At 50.2% G+C, this 21,441-nt stretch carries 14 protein-coding genes; all 14 read left to right on the forward strand.

The genetic code is table 11. The features are described from left to right. Positions 1-12 precede the first annotated feature (12 nt). The 14 genes from BVH01_RS09035 to BVH01_RS09090 all read left to right on the forward strand — a co-directional run bounded on the left by BVH01_RS09035 (position 13) and on the right by BVH01_RS09090 (position 20,766). Positions 13-483, forward strand: a complete 471-nt coding sequence (locus tag BVH01_RS09035) for a tripartite tricarboxylate transporter TctB family protein (protein WP_075930013.1) — start codon at positions 13-15, stop codon at positions 481-483. A gap of 3 nt (positions 484-486) precedes the next feature. Next, the gene (locus BVH01_RS09040) at positions 487-2,001 is read left to right on the forward strand and encodes a tripartite tricarboxylate transporter permease (RefSeq protein ID WP_083659447.1); all 1,515 of its coding nucleotides are present in this window, start codon (positions 487-489) and stop codon (positions 1,999-2,001) included. Between the two features lie 607 nt (positions 2,002-2,608). Next, positions 2,609-3,898, forward strand: coding sequence for an MFS transporter (locus tag BVH01_RS09045; RefSeq protein ID WP_075930015.1), 1,290 nt, complete (start codon positions 2,609-2,611; stop codon positions 3,896-3,898). 51 nt (positions 3,899-3,949) lie between these two features. Beyond that, on the forward strand, positions 3,950-4,693 hold the full coding sequence (locus BVH01_RS09050) for an NAD(P)-dependent oxidoreductase (protein WP_075930016.1): 744 nt from the start codon (positions 3,950-3,952) through the stop codon (positions 4,691-4,693). Between the two features lie 62 nt (positions 4,694-4,755). Continuing rightward, complete coding sequence (locus BVH01_RS09055; protein WP_075930017.1) at positions 4,756-5,847, forward strand: mandelate racemase/muconate lactonizing enzyme family protein; 1,092 nt, start codon at positions 4,756-4,758, stop codon at positions 5,845-5,847. An 88-nt stretch (positions 5,848-5,935) separates the two neighbouring features. Next, complete coding sequence (locus BVH01_RS09060) at positions 5,936-6,805, forward strand: aldose 1-epimerase (RefSeq protein ID WP_075930018.1); 870 nt, start codon at positions 5,936-5,938, stop codon at positions 6,803-6,805. A gap of 36 nt (positions 6,806-6,841) precedes the next feature. Continuing rightward, positions 6,842-8,158, forward strand: coding sequence for an OprD family porin (locus BVH01_RS09065; RefSeq protein ID WP_256562746.1), 1,317 nt, complete (start codon positions 6,842-6,844; stop codon positions 8,156-8,158). Between the two features lie 52 nt (positions 8,159-8,210). Continuing rightward, a complete protein-coding gene (locus tag BVH01_RS09070; protein ID WP_075930020.1) occupies positions 8,211-9,155 on the forward strand; it encodes an alpha/beta hydrolase in 945 nt (314 codons plus the stop codon). Positions 9,156-9,568: 413 nt separating this feature from the next. Further along, positions 9,569-13,282 carry a hypothetical protein gene (locus tag BVH01_RS09075; protein ID WP_139317802.1) on the forward strand — a complete coding sequence of 1,238 codons (3,714 nt, stop codon included), beginning with the start codon at positions 9,569-9,571 and terminating at the stop codon, positions 13,280-13,282. A gap of 152 nt (positions 13,283-13,434) precedes the next feature. Continuing rightward, positions 13,435-13,773: a hypothetical protein gene (locus tag BVH01_RS24315; protein ID WP_139317803.1), complete on the forward strand. Its 339-nt coding sequence runs from the start codon at positions 13,435-13,437 to the stop codon at positions 13,771-13,773. Between the two features lie 607 nt (positions 13,774-14,380). Continuing rightward, positions 14,381-16,606 (forward strand): hypothetical protein, encoded by a 2,226-nt coding sequence (locus BVH01_RS09080; protein ID WP_075930022.1) that lies wholly within the window; start codon positions 14,381-14,383, stop codon positions 16,604-16,606. Beyond that, positions 16,603-18,876 (forward strand): site-specific integrase, encoded by a 2,274-nt coding sequence (locus BVH01_RS24320; protein WP_139317804.1) that lies wholly within the window; start codon positions 16,603-16,605, stop codon positions 18,874-18,876. Before BVH01_RS09080 ends, BVH01_RS24320 begins: the two co-directional genes overlap by 4 nt. Beyond that, positions 18,876-19,379 carry a hypothetical protein gene (locus tag BVH01_RS24325; RefSeq protein ID WP_139317805.1) on the forward strand — a complete coding sequence of 168 codons (504 nt, stop codon included), beginning with the start codon at positions 18,876-18,878 and terminating at the stop codon, positions 19,377-19,379. Before BVH01_RS24320 ends, BVH01_RS24325 begins: the two co-directional genes overlap by 1 nt. Positions 19,380-19,383: 4 nt before the next feature. Continuing rightward, complete coding sequence (locus BVH01_RS09090) at positions 19,384-20,766, forward strand: tyrosine-type recombinase/integrase (RefSeq protein ID WP_139317806.1); 1,383 nt, start codon at positions 19,384-19,386, stop codon at positions 20,764-20,766. The last annotated feature ends 675 nt before the right edge of the window (positions 20,767-21,441 follow it).

Here is a 21,441-nt window from a genome sequence, read left to right on the forward strand (position 1 = left end):
GGAGATCCGCCCATGATTATTTATCAACGCGCTTTGGGGCTTGGCTTCATGGCGCTTGCTGTCTTGGTGTTCATCGGTGCGCGCCAGTTCCCGCCGGGCGCCATGGGCGATCCGGGCCCGCAGCTGCTGCCGATGTTGGTTGCCGTCCTGATGTTCCCATTGGGCCTCGCTCTGGCGCTGCAACGAAAAGTGGTCGATGAGAACGCGCAAGCCGATAAAGGCCCCGTCGATGTAAAGCGGGTATTCCTGTCAGCCGCCTTACTTGTGCTGACTGTTGTGCTGCTGTTCGCGCTTGAGTGGCTCGGTACGGCGCTATCAATGGTGCTCTATCTATGGATCGCCGCCGTGATGATTGGCAAGCGCGATCCACTTAGTTTGCTGCGTTACTTGGTGGTGTCGGCACTCATCGGCGGCTCGCTTTACTTCATCTTCGTACAGGTGCTCGGGCTGACGCTGCCCGTTGGCCTTCTTTTCGAGGAGTAGATCATGCTCGATCTCTTCATGGTCAGCCTGCTCGAATTGCTGACTCCTACGACCTTCATCCTTTTACTCGGCGCAGCCATTCTCGGCGTCGTCATCGGTACGCTCCCCGGGCTCAACGTGGCGATGGCCGTAGCCATCCTGCTACCGCTCACCTTTAGCCTTAGTCCTGGGGTGGGTTTGGCCGTTCTTGTCGCAGTTTATGTTGGCGGGATGGCTGGCGGTATGGTCACCGCCATTTTGCTGCGCATGCCGGGCACTTCATCGTCAATCGCCACTACCTTCGAGGGCTATCCAATGGCTCAGAAGGGGCAGGCCGTAAAGGCCCTTGGCACCTGCATGATTGCCTCATTCATTGGCGGTCTGATCGGCCTTGTTCTCTTGGTCGCGTTCGCCCCCTATGCGGCGGCATTCGCTTTGAAACTGGGGCCAGCCGAGTACTTCTCGCTATCACTGATGGCGTTGGCCATGGTGGCGATCATGTCCCAAGGCTCGATGATCAAGGGCCTGTTGGCTTGCCTGCTCGGCATTCTCGCCGGCACTGTAGGTTTTGCCCCTATAGACGGAACCCCGCGCTTCTCCTTTGGCTCGATCGATATGATGGCTGGTCTGGGGATTATCCCGTTCATGATTGGCCTGTTCGCGATTTCTCAGGTACTGCGGGAAATCTATTCCACTAAGTCGATGCCAAAAATCGACCTGCAGGTGAAGGGCATTGGCGTCACGATGCGGGAGTTCAAGGACAACCTCGTCAACATCATTCGCTCCTCGCTAATCGGCGTTGGTATCGGGGTATTGCCTGGAATGGGCGGTACTGCGTCAAACATGATTGCCTATGCCGCGGCCCAGCAGTCTTCCAAGACGCCGGAGCAGTTCGGGAAGGGCACTGTCGAGGGGTTGTGGGCGACAGAGACGTCCAACAGCTCGAACATTGGCGGCGCACTATTGCCATTGATCACTCTCGGCCTTCCTGGGGACGGGGTGACAGCAATCATGATTGGGGCCTTCATGATCCATGGCCTGCAGCCCGGGCCGTTACTCTTCACCGATAGTCCGGAAATCATTACCTCGATCTACGGAGCGTTCATGCTGGCAATCGTCATGGTGCTGATCTTCCAGCTTCTCACCATTCGCGTCTTCCCGCGTGTCCTACTGATTCCCAAGCACTATCTAATGCCAACCATCATGCTGTTGTCCGTTTTAGGGGCCTACGCCGCTGATAGCCGAATGTTCGACATCTGGGTGATGCTCGCCATTGGCACCATTGCGCTGCTGTTGGGTCTCTTCAAGCTGCCGGTCGGGCCGCTAATTCTCGGGTTCATCTTGGGGCCGATCGTCGAGACCAACTTACGGCGGGCCCTGATGCACTCCGAGGGTGATGCCAGCATCTTCTTTACCGAGCCGATCTCCCTCGTATTCATGATCGGCGTGTTGGTGTTCCTTGTCCTTGGCGTGTTCATGGATCGCATAAAGGCGATGTTTGGGCGAAAGCAGCGCGCAGCGACCGACGCGGGTGGCTAATCCGCAAGCAACGGAGCGCTTTGAGGCGCGCTACCAGCGAAGTTGATAGGAACAGACCTACCCTGGAAGTTAGGCTGTTCCACCTGCAATTTCCCACAATATGGAATTTGGTGGGCGCCACGCTGCGTCCCCATATTCCCATCCCTTCATACGGGGCCTAGCATCGTTCTCACACCATGAGTGTCTGGATAATTTTCCCGATATATGGGAATTCCAGTATTCAGGAATTCCAGCTGGCCGCTTCTGTGGCTAGCTGATCTGGAGAACAATAATGAGCTATCCGCATCGTCCGGAAACCCCCGCTCGCCATATATGGGCGTGCGCTGATGTAACCCTGGCCTGCGAGGGTGCCTCCCTCTCTGGTTCTGCCTCAGGCGATCGACCTTGCCCCAACTCCCTCCGCCGATCCCTCTGTCGGTTTGTGCAGCTTGTTGTCATGCATCTGCGTGGCCGAACAAGCTCAAGCTAACTACCCGTCATTGAACTAGTACCACATTTCGAACTGCCTCCGGCGAGCGTAAGGCTTACATCACGTTCGTTGTTCGGTTCGTGTGACGTGCAATAAAACAACAAGAACCGGCATCATTGATGCTGGCTGGAGACTCAGATGAGCAAGAAAAAGCACTATCGCTGGACGATGCTGACAATGCTGTTCCTGGCGATGGTCATCAATTACGTCGACCGCGCGGCGCTGTCGATCGCTATGCCATTCATCACGCAGGACTACCACCTCACGCCCGGCGAGAAGGGCATGATTTTCAGCAGCTTCTTCTTTGGCTACGCGCTCTTCTGTTTCGTCGGCGGCTACTTTGCTGACCGTTTTGGCCCAAAGAAGGTGCTGACATGGTCGATGAGCTTCTGGTCTGTCCTCTGCGGCTCGACTGCACTGGCCTTCAACTTCTGGTCGCTGCTGATCGTCCGCGCCCTGTTCGGTGTTGGCGAAGGGCCTGTCTCGACGACGGCCAATAAAGCCATCAATAGCTGGTTCCCTATCAAAGAGCGTGCGCGCGCTATCGGTATCGCCCAGGCAGGGGGGCCACTTGGAGGTGCTCTGGCGGGGCCTATCGTAGGTTTCCTGGCCCTTTGGCTGGGCTGGCGAATCGCGTTCGTGGTGATTGCAGTAGTCGGCATCATTTGGGCGATTGCCTGGTACCGCATTGCAACGTCCTCGCCGACTGAGCACCCGTTGGTGACTGCGGAGGAGCTCGCACTGATCAACGAAAACCGGGAGGTGCCGGTCACTAATGTCGAGGATGCGCCGCGTACGCCTGTTCTTCAGATCATTAGTCAGCGTGCGGTGCTCGTCACAGGCATATCGTTGTTTTGCTACAACTACATCCTCTATTTCTTCATGACCTGGTTCCCCAGCTATCTGATCGATGCAAAAGGCATTGATCTCAAATCCATGAGTATCGTCACTATGCTGCCTTGGCTGGTGGGCACTGTAGGTTTCGTCTGCGGCGGGATCCTCATCGATTGGGTGTTCAAGAAGACTGGCAAGCAGGTGTTCTCGCGCAAGGTGGTGCTGGTGACCTGCCTATTGATCGCTGCGGTGTGCATCGTGTTGACGGGACGCGTAGAGAGCGTTGCTAGCACTGTTGCAGTCATGACCGCTGCAATCGGTTTCCTGATGCTGACAGCTCCCGCCTATTGGTCGCTGATTCAGGACGCAGTGCCCGATCACCAGGTCGGCACCGCCGGTGGGTTCATGCACGGCCTGGCCAACCTCTCCGGCATTCTTGCCCCAACAGTGACCGGCTTCATTATCGAGTCTACCGGAACCTACTCCAGCGGATTTGCACTGGCAGGGGGTCTAGGCATTGCCGGTGCGCTGATCGTTGCGATCTTCATCAGCAACAAGCCACGTAAGCAGGTGGCGGAGTTGGCTACTGCCTGATTTCCAAACCGGCACATGGATGTGCTTCGAGTCGAACAAGAGAGTCCTGTTATGCCTACGCTTCTCATCACCGGTGCGGCCGGTATCGTCGCAACCGCACTTCGCCCATTACTGCGTGAGCACTACGCTCTTCGGTTGCTTGATCGCAGGCCAGTTGATGACCTCCAAGGGGGCGAAACGTCGTTGGTCGGTGACCTCACTGACGCGCGATTCGTGCGCGATGCAGTGCAGGGCGTGGATGCGATCCTTCACCTTGCGTGTGCCCATGGCACAGACATTCGTTTTGAGAGCACGGTCGAACCCAATTACCACGCAACCCTGTACCTGCTGGAAGCGGCTGAACGCTTTGCGATAAAGCGTTTCGTATTCGCCTCTAGCCATCACGTACTCGGTCAGTACCGCGCTGACTCGGCTGAGTTCTTTGATGAGCACCCAGTTGCACCGGACAGTTACTACGCCATGAGCAAAGTATTTGGTGAGGCGGCCTGTGCCACCTTTTCTTTGCGCAGCCAGCTGGCGACCTTCATCGTGCGCATTGGTAACGTCGATCCGAAGGTGTCCGATGCCCGCCGCTTGCGAATGTGGACGAGCGCGCGGGACTTGGCCCAGCTGGTTCGGATCGGCCTGGAGAATGACCAGGTGCGCAATGAAATCGTTTATGGCGTATCGGAAAGCCCGAATCCGCTATTCCACAATCAGCGTGCACGCAGCCTGGGCTACGTGCCCAAGGATAATGGAAAGGATTATCTCGCAGACAACTACCTAAGCTACGAGGCGATGCCTGCCGATGGCTAGGGCCGTGATCATGTTGGAGGCGCCTACGCTGGCGCGGCCCTGACCAGCCTGCTGGAGGGAGTATGAAGATCCGCCGAGTTGACACTCAGGTTGTAGAGATCCCGTTCGGCGACCTGGCTGAAGGCCGCAGCTTGGCTGCGAAGAAATGGAATACGTTGGAGAACGTGCTGGTACGTATCGAAGATGAGCAAGGCAACGTTGGCTGGGGTGAAGCCTTCGGCTACTTCGTCGCCGACGCCTGTAAGTCGATGATTGACCAGTTGCTGGCCCCGTCATTGATTGGCGTCGAGATCAAAGATATCCCTCAGTGGAATCTGGACACCCAGCTACGCCTACATATCTTCGGGCGCTACGGCGTGACGATGTTCGCTATCTCGGGCGTGGACATGGCGCTATGGGATCTCGCGGCCAAGCGCCAAGGTGTGCCGCTGCATCGTCTGTTAGGGGAGAGCACCCGCGAGCAAATTCCAGCTTATGCGAGCCTCGTGCGCTATGCAGACAACGACATCGCTCCGGCAGTCTGCGAGCGTGCGCTTGAGATGGGATTTCGCGATATCAAGTTGCATGAAGTAGAGGTCGACGAGATTGCAGCCTGTCGTCGCGCGATTGGCAAAAGTATTCCTTTGGCGACCGACGTCAACTGCAGCTGGGGCATTGCTGAAACGCACGATCGGATTCCTGCTCTGCGCGAGCTCAGTTTGGCTTGGCTGGAAGAGCCGATCTTTCCTCCGGAAGATTTCGCCGCACTAGCGGGCTTGCGAGGGCAAGGAGTGGCTCTGTCCGCTGGTGAAAACTGGTGCACGGCGGTGCAGTTTAAACAGGCGCTAGTCACTGGTGCCGTCGATTCCGTGCAGCCGAGCGTGACTAAGGTCGGCGGCGTAAGTGAATGTCTGCGAATTGCTGAGCTCGCTCGCGACCATAAGGCTGTGGTCTTGCCGCATTGTCCGTACTTCGGCCCTGGGCTCTTGGCTACATTGCATTTGGCCGCCGTGCAGCCGTGGGTACCGCAAATCGAGTACCACTTCGTTGAGCCAGCCGGTTGGCTTTACGACATTCCCACATTGCTGGACGGGAACAAGCTGCAGGTGCCACAGGGTACGGGCCTAGGACTAGAGCTGGATCAGGCAGTGATCGAGCGCTTCCGCCGCAGCTGACTCGCCCCTTCGTCTTCAACCCATTTCCAAAGCCGGCTCCACGGGCCGGCAGGGCATCGTCATGCCCGCGCAATAGAGGGATGCCGCTATGCAAAGCATCGAACTGGCCAATGCCACTTGGCAGCTGAGTCTTCTACCTCAGTGGGGTGGTCGTATAGCACGCTTGCGGGCAACTGGTATGGATGTTCTGGTACCTCTGCAAGCGGATCACTTTGATCCACTCGCTTGGCCCAAAGCCGGCGCCTATCCCCTGATTCCCTACTCAAACCGTTTGCGCGATGCGCGCTTGAGTTTTCAGGGCCGCGAACATCTCTTGCCTGCGCATCCGACAGCTCGTCCGCATACCCTGCACGGTGTTGCGCACACCCAGACATGGGCGGTGGAAGCGGCCGACGCGCAGTGCGCGCTACTGACCTGTGACTATCAGGGCGAACACTGGCCATGGCCCGTGCGATTCGAACAGCGCTTTGAGCTAAATGACGAGTGCTTGAGTATCACCCAGAGGCTAGTCAATCGTGGGGAAACTTCGATGCCAGGTGGCTTAGGTCTCCACCCGTACTTCGTGCGGCAGCCCGGGATGCGCGCTTCCTTTCGAGCCAAGCAAGAGTGGTTGATCGACAGCCAATACATGCCGACGGGCGAGCGTCGCGCGCTCGAACATCCACTTGAGATCGACGACAGTCATCACGAGCAAATTGCCCACTACCTATCCGGCTGGGCCGGCCGTCTGCAGCTTGAATACCCTAGCGGCGAGCTGCTGCTGGAAGCGGCAGATCCGCTCTCACATTTTGTCGCCTTCGCACCTTCGGATGCGCCGTATCTCTGTCTGGAGCCGGTTACACATCTTGCGGATGCTTTTAACGCTGCCCCCTCCCGGTGGGCGGAAGTTGGCACCCAAGTCGTAGCTCCCGGTGACACCCTGGAAGCGACCCTGATCTTTACTTGGCGGCAATCCTGACGAGGCCGCAAGTGGAGCTTGGCAGGCACCTTCTTGGTGCCTTTGATCGACCCTCTGAGTACAACAACAATGAATCGCTCATGCTCTTTAGCTACTCGTTTCGCCCGGCGAACAACGCTTCCCCTTGCTGTATTGGCCGTTCTGCCAGTCGTCGCGCGCGGCGATCTGGTGGAGGACAGTAAAGCCAATCTGACGCTCCGTAATTTCTACTACAACCACGACCTTCGCGATTCGGTGGCTCCGGCTCAATCTAAGCTTGAGGAATGGGCCCAAGGCTTTATTTTTAAGGGAGAGTCGGGCTATACGAACGGCACGGTTGGGGTGGGGTTCGACGTGTACGCCGGGCTCGGAATAAAGCTGGATTCCTCGCCTGACCGAAGTGGAAGCGCATTGCTCCCTGGTGCGTACAAGAATGCTGGCTGGGCCCGTGATTCCGATCCGCGCTCAGCCGATAATTTCTCGGAGGCGACCGGCACCATTAAGCTCAAGTATTCCAAGAGCGAATTGAAAGTAGGCGGGTTATTCCCCAAGATCCCTCTGGTGTACGCCGGGGACTCGCGTCTGCTGCCACAATTCTTTGAAGGCGCAATGCTGGATATCAAAGAGTTTGAGAACGTGGACATCAGCCTCGGGCAGATGCGCCAGGTCAACCAGCGTGAGTTCGCCGGCACGCGAGATATTCAGGTCGGCAATTACTACCGAGTCTTCAGCGATCGCTTTAGCTACCTTGGCGGCACTTGGCGCACTTCTGCGCAGACTTCGATCGGGGCATGGACTGGTCAATTGCAGGACGTCTATCAGCAATCCCTTTTGACCGGGACACATACTGAGAGGTTGGGCGACTGGACACTCGGTGGCACGCTCAATTACTTGGACACGAGCGAGTCTGGATCTGCACTGGCAGGAAATCTGGACAGCAGGATGGTGTCAGGCATTGTCTCTGCCGCTCACGGCCCTCATACCTTCCGTGTTGGCTATCAATACAACGCAGGCAGCAGCGCGCTGCCGTTCATTCACGATACCGATTTGCCTGGAACCACCAACGCGATCCAGGTGCTGCGTTTTGATCGCGCTGATGAGCGCTCCTGGCAGGCGCGGTATGACTTGGACTTCGCGCCGCTGGGAGTTCCGGGCTTGGCCGCGTTTGCGCGGTACGTGCGCGGTGACAACTTCAAGGTCAACGGTGAGGACGGCAAGGAGTGGGAGCGTAATATCGATATCAGCTACACCCTACAAAATGGGCCTTTTAAGGGCCTCGCAATGCGCTTGCGCAATGTCGAGCTGCAGGGTGATGCCACTGGCCGGCGTGATGAGAACCGGTTGATCTTCGCCTACACGCTGCCGCTGCTCTAACGCCAATGGCTCTAGCGGCGTCCTGTCGACGCCGCATTATTTGGGAGGCGCCATGACGACAAAAACGACGTATAGCTTGAGTGAGCCGTTACTTGAGTTCATTGAGCAAAGCCAGCGCTTCGTCGCGAAGGACGAAACACTGGCAGCCAGGCGTGAAGCATTTCTCCGCGCGTGCCGGCACTTCACACCACCGCCACCTCAAGCCGTAAAGATGGACGACACTGAGGTAGGTGATGTTGCTGTGCGCATTTACCGTCCGAGCGCTGAGCCGCCTGCGGATGGATGGCCAACATTGCTTTACCTACACGGAGGTGGTTGGGATCTTGGAAGCCTGGACACTCACGACTGGTTCGCTTTTGCGCTCCTTCGCAGGCTACCCATTGCTATCGTCGCGGTCGATTACAGATTGGCGCCTGAGCATCCCTTCCCGGCACCTTTGGAGGACGGTCTCGCAGTCTGGGATGCGCTGTGTGCTGGCGAGGTTGATTCGAATCTCAGCTGCGGCCGGCTAGCGGTCGGCGGAGATAGTGCGGGAGGAACATTGGCCGCAGGCCTTTGCGTCGCGCTACGAGAGCAGGGGAGAGCGCAACCCTCACTGCAGGCGCTAATTTATCCAGTACTTACTGCGCAGACTGATCTGCGCTCAATGCAGGAACACGCAAATGCTCCGTTGATGACGGTCGCCGGCTTGAGCAAGTCCATCGCCGGCTTTCTTCCCGACCCCATGATGCGGAGCGACCCCCGTGCGATGCCATTAATGGCCGCGCGTTTTGACGGGCTCGCACCTGCCTTCATCGGCGTCGCTGAGTTCGATCCGTTGCGTGATCATGGCTACGCCTACAGAGAAGCCTTGAGCCGTGCTGGAGTGGCAGCTGAGTTGCATTTGGGGGAGGGGCTAGTCCACTCCAGCCTGAGAGCGGCTAACGTGCCAAGTGTCGAGCTGATGTTTGACAAGTTCGCAACTGCGTTACGCGTTCTGGCGAAGCGCACTGACTAGCGGTGCTGGTTTGGAAAGGTTGATTGCCGCGTGGCCCGCAATGGGGCAATCATCCCACGCTTACGGAGGTCGAGCTTGAACTGCAGTTTGGGCTCGCCTCTTAGAGCATTGCCAGCGCGCGTTTCCGCCTTCCGCCGACAATTCCAAGTGAGCCGCCGCCCCAAGGGGCAAGGCGATATGCTCACCTGATTAATATTAGAGTCTATGAGGAAACTCGCTTGGGCCAGAAAATGTGAGCTAGAGCAGTCATCATTGAAATAGGAACTCATTACAAGGTGCGGGTCGGAGCCAACGACCACTGCTCACAATGTAGGACGCTTTGGATAAAAGCAGGCATAATGATATCTGGCCAGTCTAAGTTTGCGGGTCATGCGACTGCATGTCAAATGCTAACGAGCTCAAGGAAGAAGAAATTGAAATATTTTGGTCAAGTGCTGCATAAGCTCTGTAGCACGAAAGCTGCCAAGCGTATCTTTTGGTACCTGAAACCTGAGCAACCTTCAAATGATAGGTTTTTAGATCTTGCACCTGTTGACAATGCTGATCGAGATGGTCTGTATCGAAAAGCATTAGATTTTGCTATGCAGAATGCTGCTATCAGAAACATTGCTCTCACTGGGCCCTATGGTTCAGGTAAGACAAGCGTCATAAAAACCTACGAGAAAAATACGCACTACCGCTTTCTGAATGTTTCGCTCGCCACCTTTAGTGATCCTAACCTCGACAAATCTAAAGACGAGCCTCCAGCTGATGAAGCTATTGTAAAGATCGAACGCAGTATACTGCAGCAGATGCTGTATGGCACCGATAGCGGAACGCTGCCATATTCAAGGTTTAAAAGAATCTCTAAGCCTCAATGGCTAAGTGCAAATGCAATCGGCTTCACAGGCTGGATTGTCGCATGCGGATTTCTCTACCGAGAAAAAGATAAGCTCTTGGCTGCGCAATCCATAGCAGCAATAGACCCTCTTTGGATGTTTGTCTTTTTGTACGTAATAGCATTTTTTGCCCAGATAATATCTCGTGCACATAAAGCTACGCACTCCCTGTCGGTCAAGAGATTCTCACTTCAAAATGGGGAAGTTGAACTCGATAGTACTCCAGAAAGTTCGATCCTGAATAAACATCTTGACGAAATAATTTATTTTTTCGAAGAGAATAAATACGACGCTGTCGTGTTCGAGGATCTAGATCGATTTGGCAGTCCTGAGATTTTTATCAAGCTTCGTGAAATCAACAAAATCATAAATGACAGGCCTAAACGACGGAGTTTATTACACAAGCTAAAAATTGCGCAGCCCCTAAAATTCCTTTATGCAATAAAAGACGATGTCTTCCTCAATAAAGACAGGGCCAAGTTTTTTGATTTTATAACTCCAATCATTCCAATAATAAATAATTCCAATTCGCGGGAGATGTTTGCTAAGTGTATTTCTGCAAGAGAAGAAGCTGGGGATGATATAAGCTCTAGGTTCCTTAGTGAAGTATCGCTTTATCTCGACGACTTTCGGCTGATCAAAAACATAAGCAATGAGTTCTTAATATATCGAGGGAAGGTTGGCGGTGAGCCGAATCTAGAGAAGCTTCTTTCGATGATAGTGTATAAAAATACTTATCCAAAGGATTTTGAGCAGCTTCATCATGGGAAAGGGGCTCTTTATAGCATCGTAGAGCAGCGAACAGCCGTTATTTCACGTGCAGCGACTTTGATTGATGAAGAAATTGATCGTTTGAAAGAATTGATTAAAGCATCAGAAAACGAGGTGGGTGCAGCTTGTGAAGACTTAGCAAGAATTTTTTGGGGGCATTTGTGCGGCAATCATCGAGAGCATTGGATTACAGGTATTTATTCGGGGGATGTTGTAGTCTCGTTTGAAGAGCTTTTAATCTGGCAGAACTTTAGAAAGCTCTTTATTGAGAAAAACATTCGAGTCCAGAAGAAAGTCTATTCCACACGATTTCATCAGACTAGCCTCCAAGAGACCGCCACTGATAGATCGTTTCGAGAGATTGAAGAGGCTATTTCACCCGGCGTGAGGTTCGATGCCAGATATGAAAGTATAAAGAACAAAGAGCTGAAACGACGAGATAAGTTGCTTGCTGAGATCGATGCGCTTAAGTGGAAGAAAGCAGAACTGGCAAGAAAGCCGCTCCGAGAACTTATTGAGAGCGCTGAGGTAGGAGTAGCTGCTTTGGCAGTCGAGCATGGGGTCGATGATTCGAGGTTGCTAAACTACCTGATTAAAAACGGATACTTAGACGAGAATTACCACCTGTATATATCGATTTTTCACGAAGGGCGGATGTCTCGCAATGACTGGAATTTTATCCAGACAATCCGTGATTTTCGATCTCTTGAGCCCGATACACGAATCGATACGCCTTTGGAAGTGATTTCAGAAATGCGTGAAGAGGACTTTGGAGCTGAATATGTACTGAATGTCATTCTAGTAGATCACCTTTTATCCACTATTGATATGCATAATTCCAAGCTGCAGAGTGCTATAACTTATATATCACAGAATTTTGTAAGATCGGAGGGGTTCTTCTCAGCATACTGGATTTCGGGGCGTGCGGTCGATAAATTAACGGAAGCGTTAGCCACGACCTGGCCGCATTACGCAGTTACAGCATTAGACAGCGACCAAGCTGCTAAACATGTCGCCAGGATACTAGCCTACGTATCTCCCAGCTATATTGCTGAGCACATGAACTTGGCTTCCAGTTTATCTCGCTATCTGGCAAAAAATGCCCAGTTGGTATTCTCTGAAAACATTAGATTCGTTAATGGTTATTTGGCTTTAGATCTAATGTCAGTGAAAATCGCTGATATGAGAGCGATCGAAGCCATCCCTGAGTTACTGTCTCATATTTATGAGAACTGTCTGTACTCACTCAGTAGTGCTACCGTTGATTTTTCCCTCAAGAGGTATCCAGGTAGCAATGGTGATCAGGCGACTGGCCCGATTGATTCTGGCCGCGCTAATTACACAGCAATAAAGGCGCATGCAAGTTCGCCGCTCCTAAAGTACGTAGATAGCAATATTGATTACTATCTGGAGGAGGTCGCTCTTGCGTTAGAGGAAAATGTCTCCGAGTCGGAGCAGTCCATTCTAGAAATAATGAATCATCCCAATGTAGATAGTGATTTAGCAACTCAGTTCGCATTAAAGCAAAATCACATATTCAACAACTTTTCCAATATTCCTGATTATATGTGGGGTGCGCTGTTTTTTAATGGCCACATTGACATGAATTGGGATAATGTCCTCAATTATTTCTCTCATGAGGAAGCTGAGCACGATAGGTTGATTGAGCATCTCGGCAGCGACGATGTGGCCACAGATCTGTCAAAGTCCAAGATTCCAACCCAGGCAGGCGACCGCAGTATCCTTAACTCACTCTGTTGGTTAATTATTTCAAACGCGTCGATTAGCAGATCCAGTCTTGAAAAGTTATGCGCAAGCGTTCCCCTTCACTATAAGAATTTTCCCGACAGCCAATCAATCGAGCGGCGGATAATACTCGCCAACTGCAAGGTTGTCCGATTAAACGGAGAGTCCTTCTCAAGTGCTTCTGAGTCAATTGCGTTAAGAGCAGCGTTGATAAGAAATAACTTTGAATTATTTTTAGAAGAAACTGAAATTTATCCAGTCGGGATTGATGTCAAAATTCTCGTTCTTTCTGCTCTTAACGAGAATCAGAAATGTGCATTAGTCAAGAAGATTTCTCTCGAAGAAATTCAGTCTGATGCAAGCGCGCTACGTGGTGTGGCTACATTCTTTTCACACCCCACTATCGTGGTCGAGGACTTCAATATGGAGATCGTAAGGTACTGTCTGTCCAAGGTTGCTGTAGACGGTGTCGGCATGGGAATACTAATGAACTTCGTTAGTAATTTTTCAGATGAAGAGATCGTTGCTGTATTGAAGGCCGCCCCGGAGCCGTACTGCAATTTCGTCAAGCCGAACGTACGCCAGAAAATTGAGCGTTCTGAGAGACACCTAGGGTTTGTAAGGGAGCTCGATCGGAGGGGAATTGTTTCTTCTATAACTGATGACAAGATTACTATCCGGGTGAATACATACAAAAAGGGGCTGCTGAAATTTTTCACGGGTAGCGAATAACTCGACGGCCTTGGGCTTTCATTCATGTCCTCCTAGAGATGTCCCGCTTCGGAATGAGGTGTCTTGGTGTATGCTGATTAATGCACGCCATGCAGTTTTCGAAGATGAGGTATGCGCGTATATGTAGCGCGCCCGCCACCCGGGAGTCAAAGATGCGTGTTGAAATCTACCCTGAAGATTTGTACGACGATCGTTCTGGCTTCAGGCTTATGGCCAAAAAAATTCACCGAGGTTGGAGAGGCCCCAAGCCATTCAGCCCATCCGACGCGCGTGATCTGCTATCTCGCGCGTTTGGCTACTGGGATTACCAGCATGTGCAGGCTGTAGCAAGAACGAAGTCCGGCACTCCCTCATATATATCTAGGGGGGATCTTGCTACTCTGTTACTCGATCACATCGTTTCAGTGTATGGAAAAGATGGTGTGCCCAATCTTTTTGGTTTTGTTGGAAGCCTTCCGTACTCTCTCCAGGTCGTTGGAAAGAGATTTTAACCTCTTCCCCTGAGCGCACATTGCATGGGGCCGTCGTGAACGATGGCCAGATACAGCTTAGTCCGAACTCACGCGAGGTTGCTGCGAGCGTGTTGTTGATCGCTTCAGAATCCGCATGCCAGATGGGCCAAACTCATCGAGATACTCCTCCGTTTCGAATCTCGGCTGTGTCTATCAGTGATCTAGCGCTGAACGTCTAAAATAACTGGACTTAATTACTTCGTTTGATCACGGAGTGACCGGTATTTGGCTATTGGTCACGTTGGCGGTTTTTGACGATCGTCTGAGCCCATAATTTGACGTGACGATCAACTAATCGCTATCCCAAATTGGGACACATGGCCGTGCGAATAGTACCCAGATTAAGGTTGTGCTGACTTTTAGCCTCGGCTTCATAATTCTTTTAATTTCTTAATAATTAAAATCCTCACTTAATTGTGCCTGGCCGACAACTAAGCAGCGCTATTTCTTAGTTAGAGTTGCACATTTAATACATTAAGAATATTTTTCTTAATATATTGCGCATGCATCTTTGGTGTGCTACTTGTTATGTATATTATTTGGTTCTGGTTCTATGATACGTACACTCGCCATCTCAAGTTATTCGATGCGCTTCATCACAAGTGAAATGCTTGAGGTCATGCGTATAAGTTGCAAGGATCAGCGCGAATATACGAGCGTGGTTCAGGCAATGGGCCTGCTCGATGCTTTTATGGTTATATGTGGCTTAATGTTTTCCGATTTGAAAGATGAAAAGGTGATCGGGAGATTCTGGGGGTTCTTGCTCTGCGAGACGAATTGTAGTGAAACATATGCGTGGCGACATGTCTCGGCTGTGCGCAAGTTTGCATATGTGATTGGCATAAATGTAGATAGGTTTAAGTCGATTTGTGGCTATAGGACAAAGATTAATTGTCTTTCTTTATATAGAGAAAGTTTTAAATCGAAAAGTATGATTAGGTACTACGCTGGGTGGTGGATTGTAACTTATGATAAAAGCCAGGAGATTTTTGTGAATATGGTGCTTATTCACGATTATTTCGGGGCAGGTTATTGTGATTATTTGTTTTTGAAAATAAAAAAGCATATTGAAAAATATAAACCTGAAAGCCGCCTAGGAAAACGACGATCAGTTAACGACTTCTTGAGAATTGTGACCGATAATTTTCTTAGCCTAGACGAGCTACACATCCTTCAAGAGCACGATGTACTAAATGACTTTTTAGAGCGAGCCTACAAGGTAGAGTTGGATAGGGCAAGAGAGAAACGGCATTGTGAGCTAGCTTTCAACAGAACATGGACAGCCATGATGTTAGTAGTGAATGAAATCTTTGTAGAGGAGGGTGTGTTCCCAAGCCAGTCATACCATCCTGCCTTTGAGGGTTACAAAGATTTGGTCGATGGCAATCTAGAGCAAAAAGAAACTAAAGAAATTCTTGGGCTGATAACAAAAATTCCTAGTTATATACCTGATCAAGAAGCCGCGGAGAAATTGTACAACAGCATTAACGATGATCTGAAAGGTGTGATTGAGGCATGTGAGCGTGCTAGAGAGAAAATTTTACATGACTATAGACTGAGGAAAAATGCAGCAAGGGTAGTTCCCGGCCACGCCGAGTATAGTCTCGCCTCCGAAGAAGAGAGACAGTATATGGATCTGTGTCGGTTATGGGCAGAAAACCCGTACGCAACTACAGATGATTACGAGTTTTTTAAGTTGTACGGCGTACAGAAATCAGTCGCGTATGACCAATTGGCGTTGCTCGATAGCTCAACTTTACTGCCATTTGTTTACTTGATAATTAATCAGGTTCCGGCAATCACCAAAAGCTGGCTCTTAAATCACGCTTTAAGCGATAAGAACGGGAAAAATTTCGGCTTCAGCGCAGAAATGGGCACTGCTGAGGGAAAGAAGCCTCGGCGAGGGCCCGCAGATGAACAGCAGATAATTACATTAACCTCCAAAGCAATCCAGTACATGGAGGAAATTTATGAGCTGACAAATGAGGCTAGGCAGTACTTGGTTTCTGTCGGTGACCCTGCTTGTAAGTACACTTTACTGACTACTCCGACTGGAGTGACTCGTCCAACCAATCTTAAACGTATTTCTGGAATGGGATCGGAGAAGAACTATAAGAGCCTGCTGGCGAAAGAAATCCTAAAGCAGTTCGGGAGCCGGGGCAAGGAGGTACTAAAGCGAGTCACACTGAGTTCGATGAGAAAGACTTCGGGTGTAATTGTTTATTTTGAGACCAGTAGTGTCCAAGCAATGTCTGAAGCTTTAGGGCACAAAAATTACGATCCTAGCTTACTCGACAAATATCTGCCGAAATCAATACGCAGTTTTTACTTAGGCCGATGGGTACGGCTATTTCAATCTGGTTTGATATTCGAGTCTCTCAAAAACTCTGAGTACCTTCTCGACGCGATGGCTATTGATACGATCGAAGAATTAGCCGATTTCATTGAGCATCACCAGCTTAAACCGCTCCCCCCACAAATGAATTTGAAAAATTGGATGCCGGTCGATGAGCGCTTGCAGGCAGATGTCTCCTTAACCGGAATCATCCCCGTGAGCCAAGAGCTCTGTACCCTGCTAATAGCTTTCGACGCAGCCGTCCGCGACGTCTCGATTGAATTTAAAAATATTCCCAAGAAATTTTCCTCATGGTTCCAAGCTGCAACCTATGTGTCTCATGCGGTGGAGCTTTACAATAGTGGTGAGCTGGAAGTTGTCTCGCGTGATATCGCTGAAATATTCTCTCGCGCTAAGGTTAATACACGGTTAGTCGCAAAGATCAGCAGAATGCTCGCTGCGGAGCTAGCAGCATGAAATACCAGGGTTCGACGGTGAATCCGAATCACTCGGGTCAGATAGAAACACTGAGTGAATATGAGCTATCGAGGCTTCGATACCCAGAGCAGAGAGCTTTCCTCAACAAAATTAAAGCTGGCGGTGGCTTTGGGGATCCGCAGCTAGATTGTCCGGATTGGCTAGTGGACGGCTGTAACTTTAACTCTCCAAAGTGGCTCTGTTCTTTTGGAGGTGGGGAGAAAAGAGTATCGTTAACCGTCGACTTTGATGTGGCGCTTGAGGATGGAAGCACTCTGTTAGCATCTAAAAACTCAGAGTTGCTTCGTTCAATAAAGTTATTTTTATGCTTTCAGATCCATACTCGATTCAATGGTGGTAAAAGAAAGGAGGCAGACGTTGAGGCAGACATATTTAAGTGGGCGTTAAAGTTCGTTGATTTTCTTCTTTTGAATGCAACAAACCTGCGGGTTTCCGAGCTAAAATTTGGTCTCGTGACAAAAAGTCTATTAGTCGAGTATTTGGCCGGTAGTATTGGCTATCCTTCTTCGACTTGTCTGTATGACTATCCAAGAAGGTTGGCTATTTTTTTAAAGTCTGAGTCTTCGACTATTTCAGAGCAAGAGATTTCTGAAGCTAGAGCTTCGTGGCCGACAATTGATGAATTACCGTCTATTAATGATCGCAGCCTTGATCTGAGTGACGATGAATTGCTAAGAGCTCGAGTGTATATCGTAAGTAAAGGGTTGTATTCCAGACAGTATGGGGTGATCAAATACAACTCTCGCCCTTTTCTGAATAGCATATATCGAAATACGCTCATGGGAAGGGCTCTTGTTCCGAAAACATTCAGTGAGCTGAATGAGAGTATTGTCCATGGAACGGAGTATGCTGCAGTTCCTGTGCGTAATACGCACTCTCTAGGGATTTCGGAAAAAATCCTTTCAAGGAATATTAAAGTTCTGAAGCGGCTTGCCCTAGTTCAAAACATGGTACCAACCGCATCGGTTGATGTTGACATGCTATCTAAAATTACGCTGAAGCAGGTCGTTCCATTCATCAGCAAGAGCGAAAAAGGGCGATTTCGAACACTTCCAGGTCAAGTTGTTTTTGATCTCATGCGCGACTCGTATGAGCATATTGTGAAGCATAGTAAGTCGACACTTACAGATATTATTTTGTGGTGCTTGGCTAATCATCGTTCAGAAATAAAAGCGTCGCAGGCGCACCGCGCTATGACTTTTGAAGCGTCACCGGCCGATTTTATGCATAGGAAGGCATCGAGTGGGCGATGGTTGATAACCTATTCTATGCGGCCAGAGAATTACTTTGAGCTGTATAGGACTAAGCCCGCAAGCTATGACTCTTACCGGATTTTGATGGGTGGGTATCTTTCCGTTATCGGTGCACTAACCGCTCGTAGACAAGATGAACTGCTTGGTCTCCAAGAAAAAACCTGTTTGCATCCCAATAAAAATCCTTATCTACAGGAAAACAAAGCCGTAAATTATCAGATGACCTTCAAAGCTGGGAAGACAGGAAATAATAGGAGTCGAAAAACAGTACGCGTACCTATCCCCATGATGGTTGCGCGTTTGCTTTGGGATTTAAAGGAGTTTCATTGCGAGCTAGTAAGGTTCGAGTTAATTAAAAAGGACGCACCTCTGCTCTTATATGTTCAGCCGGATGATTTCGTTATCAAGCCGATGGACGCTACGCTATATAATAATTGTCTAAATGCCATATGCGACTACGTTGAGACCCCGGTTGTACTTCTGGAGGGTGGCCTTGCCGCCAGGTTTTATGTGCGACAGCACCAGTTAAGACGATTTTTTGCTCTTGTGTTTTTCCATAGCTCAGGGTTCAAAGCCCTTGATAGCTTAAGAGCTTTTTTGGGGCACAGTGATATTTTGCATCTTTACACTTACATCTTGGAGGTCGTGCCCGGTTCTATGCTTGATACTGTGAAAGCGGACAGTTTGGCGGACGCAGTTTTTAGTGAGAATGTTACAGTAGAAAATTTGAACGTAGTCAGGGGGATTCTCTGCGAAACGTTGGGTGTTGGTGGCGTTCTTGCGAAGTCTCCTAAGGAGCTCGCTAAAATCGCTAAGCAATACATGGCATCCGAATCTTCGGCGTTTGACGTTACTGCTTTTTCATATGAAGAGGTTCAATTCAATATTGAAGCCTTAATACGGGCGAAAGTAATCAATCTGCAGCCCGAGCGTCTGTATTTTCAGTCTGATGAAGGTGCGTCTGGTTGCATTCGTCTAGTTGTAAAGGTGGGCTAATGTCAGTTAAATCAAGCGACAAGCGCATTAGCTCGCTAGTAAGTCGCATTCGCTTATTGCATTTGGTTATCGAAAATCCGCACGAGTATGCGGGTGATGAGTGCGTTAAAGCTGCTTTCTCATCGCAGCTAGCTTTTGCTCGTTACGAAAATTCAAGCCTAGACATAGGAAGCTGCAGCTTAAACAATCTAAAAAAATATGCCGGTCAGCTGGGTGAGGGCTTCGATGGGCTGGAGAAGCTGCGGATTGCCGCTTATAAAGCAATTCGTTCGGTAAAAAAAACAAGAAAAGTTTCCGGTTCTAGGCGTAGCCTTCAAGAACAAAAAGCTATTCTTGAAAGGAAAATAACGTCCCTCGATAGAGATTTGTTGCATTTAACGCTAGTGATTAAGGAGCTTAGGTTGCTTTCATTGAATTTAACCAAGGATGTTATTGTAGACAGGAAGGCTTACTTCGATACAGAAATGCGCAGGATCGATGGAATGCTGAGAGACTGGGGGTGAATTCGTGATTGAGAAGCAGATGCATCGACCTCTTTCTGAGGGAGCATTACTTCCTTCTGGGTTGGAACAAGCGAATCTGCGAGCACTTGACGCCGAGGGTATGCCCTGTTTTTTTTGGTCGACCGGTAGGTTTTGTTTTGAAGTAAACTTTTACCTATTAGGTCTTTGGCGCGATGGTCGGGTGTCTCTTTCCAATAAAGGTGGTACTGCGCGACGATACGCGATGCAGATCAGCCATTTGATTCGATTTTTAGAGCTAAACCGAATTAGTATCACCACGATTTCAGACAGCTATTTCGAGTTTTTTATTAAGGGGTTGTGCTCTGAGGTCAACGCCGATGGAGGGCTAGTCCGCGTTCCAAATACCGTAAGGGACATTGGGTCAAGGTGTCTAGACTTCCTCTCCGTCATGAGTGAAGAGTTCGGATTTCATGGGTATGTATCCAAAACGGGTGTGGTGAGAGGATACAAGATTGAAGTGAGGCAGCGGAGAGAAAGGAATTCTCAGTTTCGGAAAATAGCCTGGTACCATCCCAGCTTTCCTCTCTCAAGTTCCGATGACCGGCGTAGCCCTATTGCGCCGTCTGATATTTCCGCCTTAAGGCTAGCGGCACGATCCAGACCTCCTCTAGTCGCGGCTCGATTAAAGACGCTTATTTCCGTCCTGATAAATACTGGTTGCCGCCGTGCTGAAGCGGCTCGGATTAAGGTCGAAGACATTATGAAAGCTTTTCGATCCAAAGTTTCTCATCCTCTATTACGCATTCCATCTGTTAAAGGGGATAGAGGATTTCGTGTTTTACCAGTTCCGCACGTCGTGATTGACTCTTGGGTCAGCTATATTGAAGGTGATAGACTCGATTTGATTGAGAAAAGGCGGAGCGTAGATAGTGACTTTGTCGATCACGGCTTTTTGTTTTTAAATGCTATATCTGCCGATCCAATTGCGATAGATACGATTACTAATGATATAAGTGACCTTCGAAAAATGGCTGGGCTCACTTCACGTGCTCACCCTCACATGTTTAGGCACAGGTTTATCACCGAAAAATTCAAGGATCTTATCGTTAAATACGATCTTGAAAATACAGATGTTATGAGGCGCGCGATTGCTAACGCGGATGTAATCAAAAGGGTGCTTCAGGAGTGGACTGGACACAAGCTTGTCGAAAGCCTTGATCATTATATTCACATCGCTTTTCGCGAGCTTGCACGCATGGAAAAAGTGGTGGATGCGACGCTAGCTCAGGCAGCGGCCTCGGATCTGCTTAGGCAGCTTGACGACTTTGAATCAGAATTCAGGCTTAACCTGCTATCTGAGGACGAATTTAATCGTATGTCTCTCAAAACTGTGCGTGAGTACTACCGGTTTCATGCCAAACGTTGAGAGCTTTGCTCGCCCTTGTTCGCTTCGTATTAGTGACACGGTGCCGGTCAAGACTGTCCCTAGTGAACGGAAAAGGCGTATTTGTGCACTTGCCTCGTGAGCAAGCGCTTCGCCGCTGTTCATAGGTTGCACGGCAGCAGGTGCGTATCAGCGATGAATCGGCCGAACGAACGACCCTGGGCTTCGGTGACCGACGAAAAGACCGTCTCTTCGGTAGAGGGCCATCTCCAGCCTAATCACGCCGTTTGCAAGCGTTGTCGCGAACGTGTGCGCATGCCAGCGGCTGTTGGTGGCGAACGGGGGAAGAGCTTGGTGGACGCATCAGGCTTCGTTTGCAGCGCAATGTCCTGTTCGGCCGTGGTGGTTCCATATGGTCTCGACGGCGATCTCTCGCTGAGCATTCCGGTTCTAAAGCTTGTTCCTGATCCATCTCATGGCGGTAGCTGCCTCTGTTTAGATGTCCTCAAGCTACCTTTGTTTACCCAGAGTTTAGATATCAATTGATGGTGAGCCTCGTTGTTGGGAAGGGACAAGAGCATGAAACAGGTATGACTATTTGATCAATTTGGTGGGGGTAAGTGGTTCGTCTAGGGAAACGTTGAGATCCTGCATGAAAGCTCCAGGCCTGTAAAAAACACGGGTTGTTCTACTGGTGGAACGCATCATCGCATTTTT

The organism is Pseudomonas sp. PA1(2017) (genome assembly GCF_001945375.1).
Taxonomy (GTDB): domain Bacteria; phylum Pseudomonadota; class Gammaproteobacteria; order Pseudomonadales; family Pseudomonadaceae; genus Aquipseudomonas.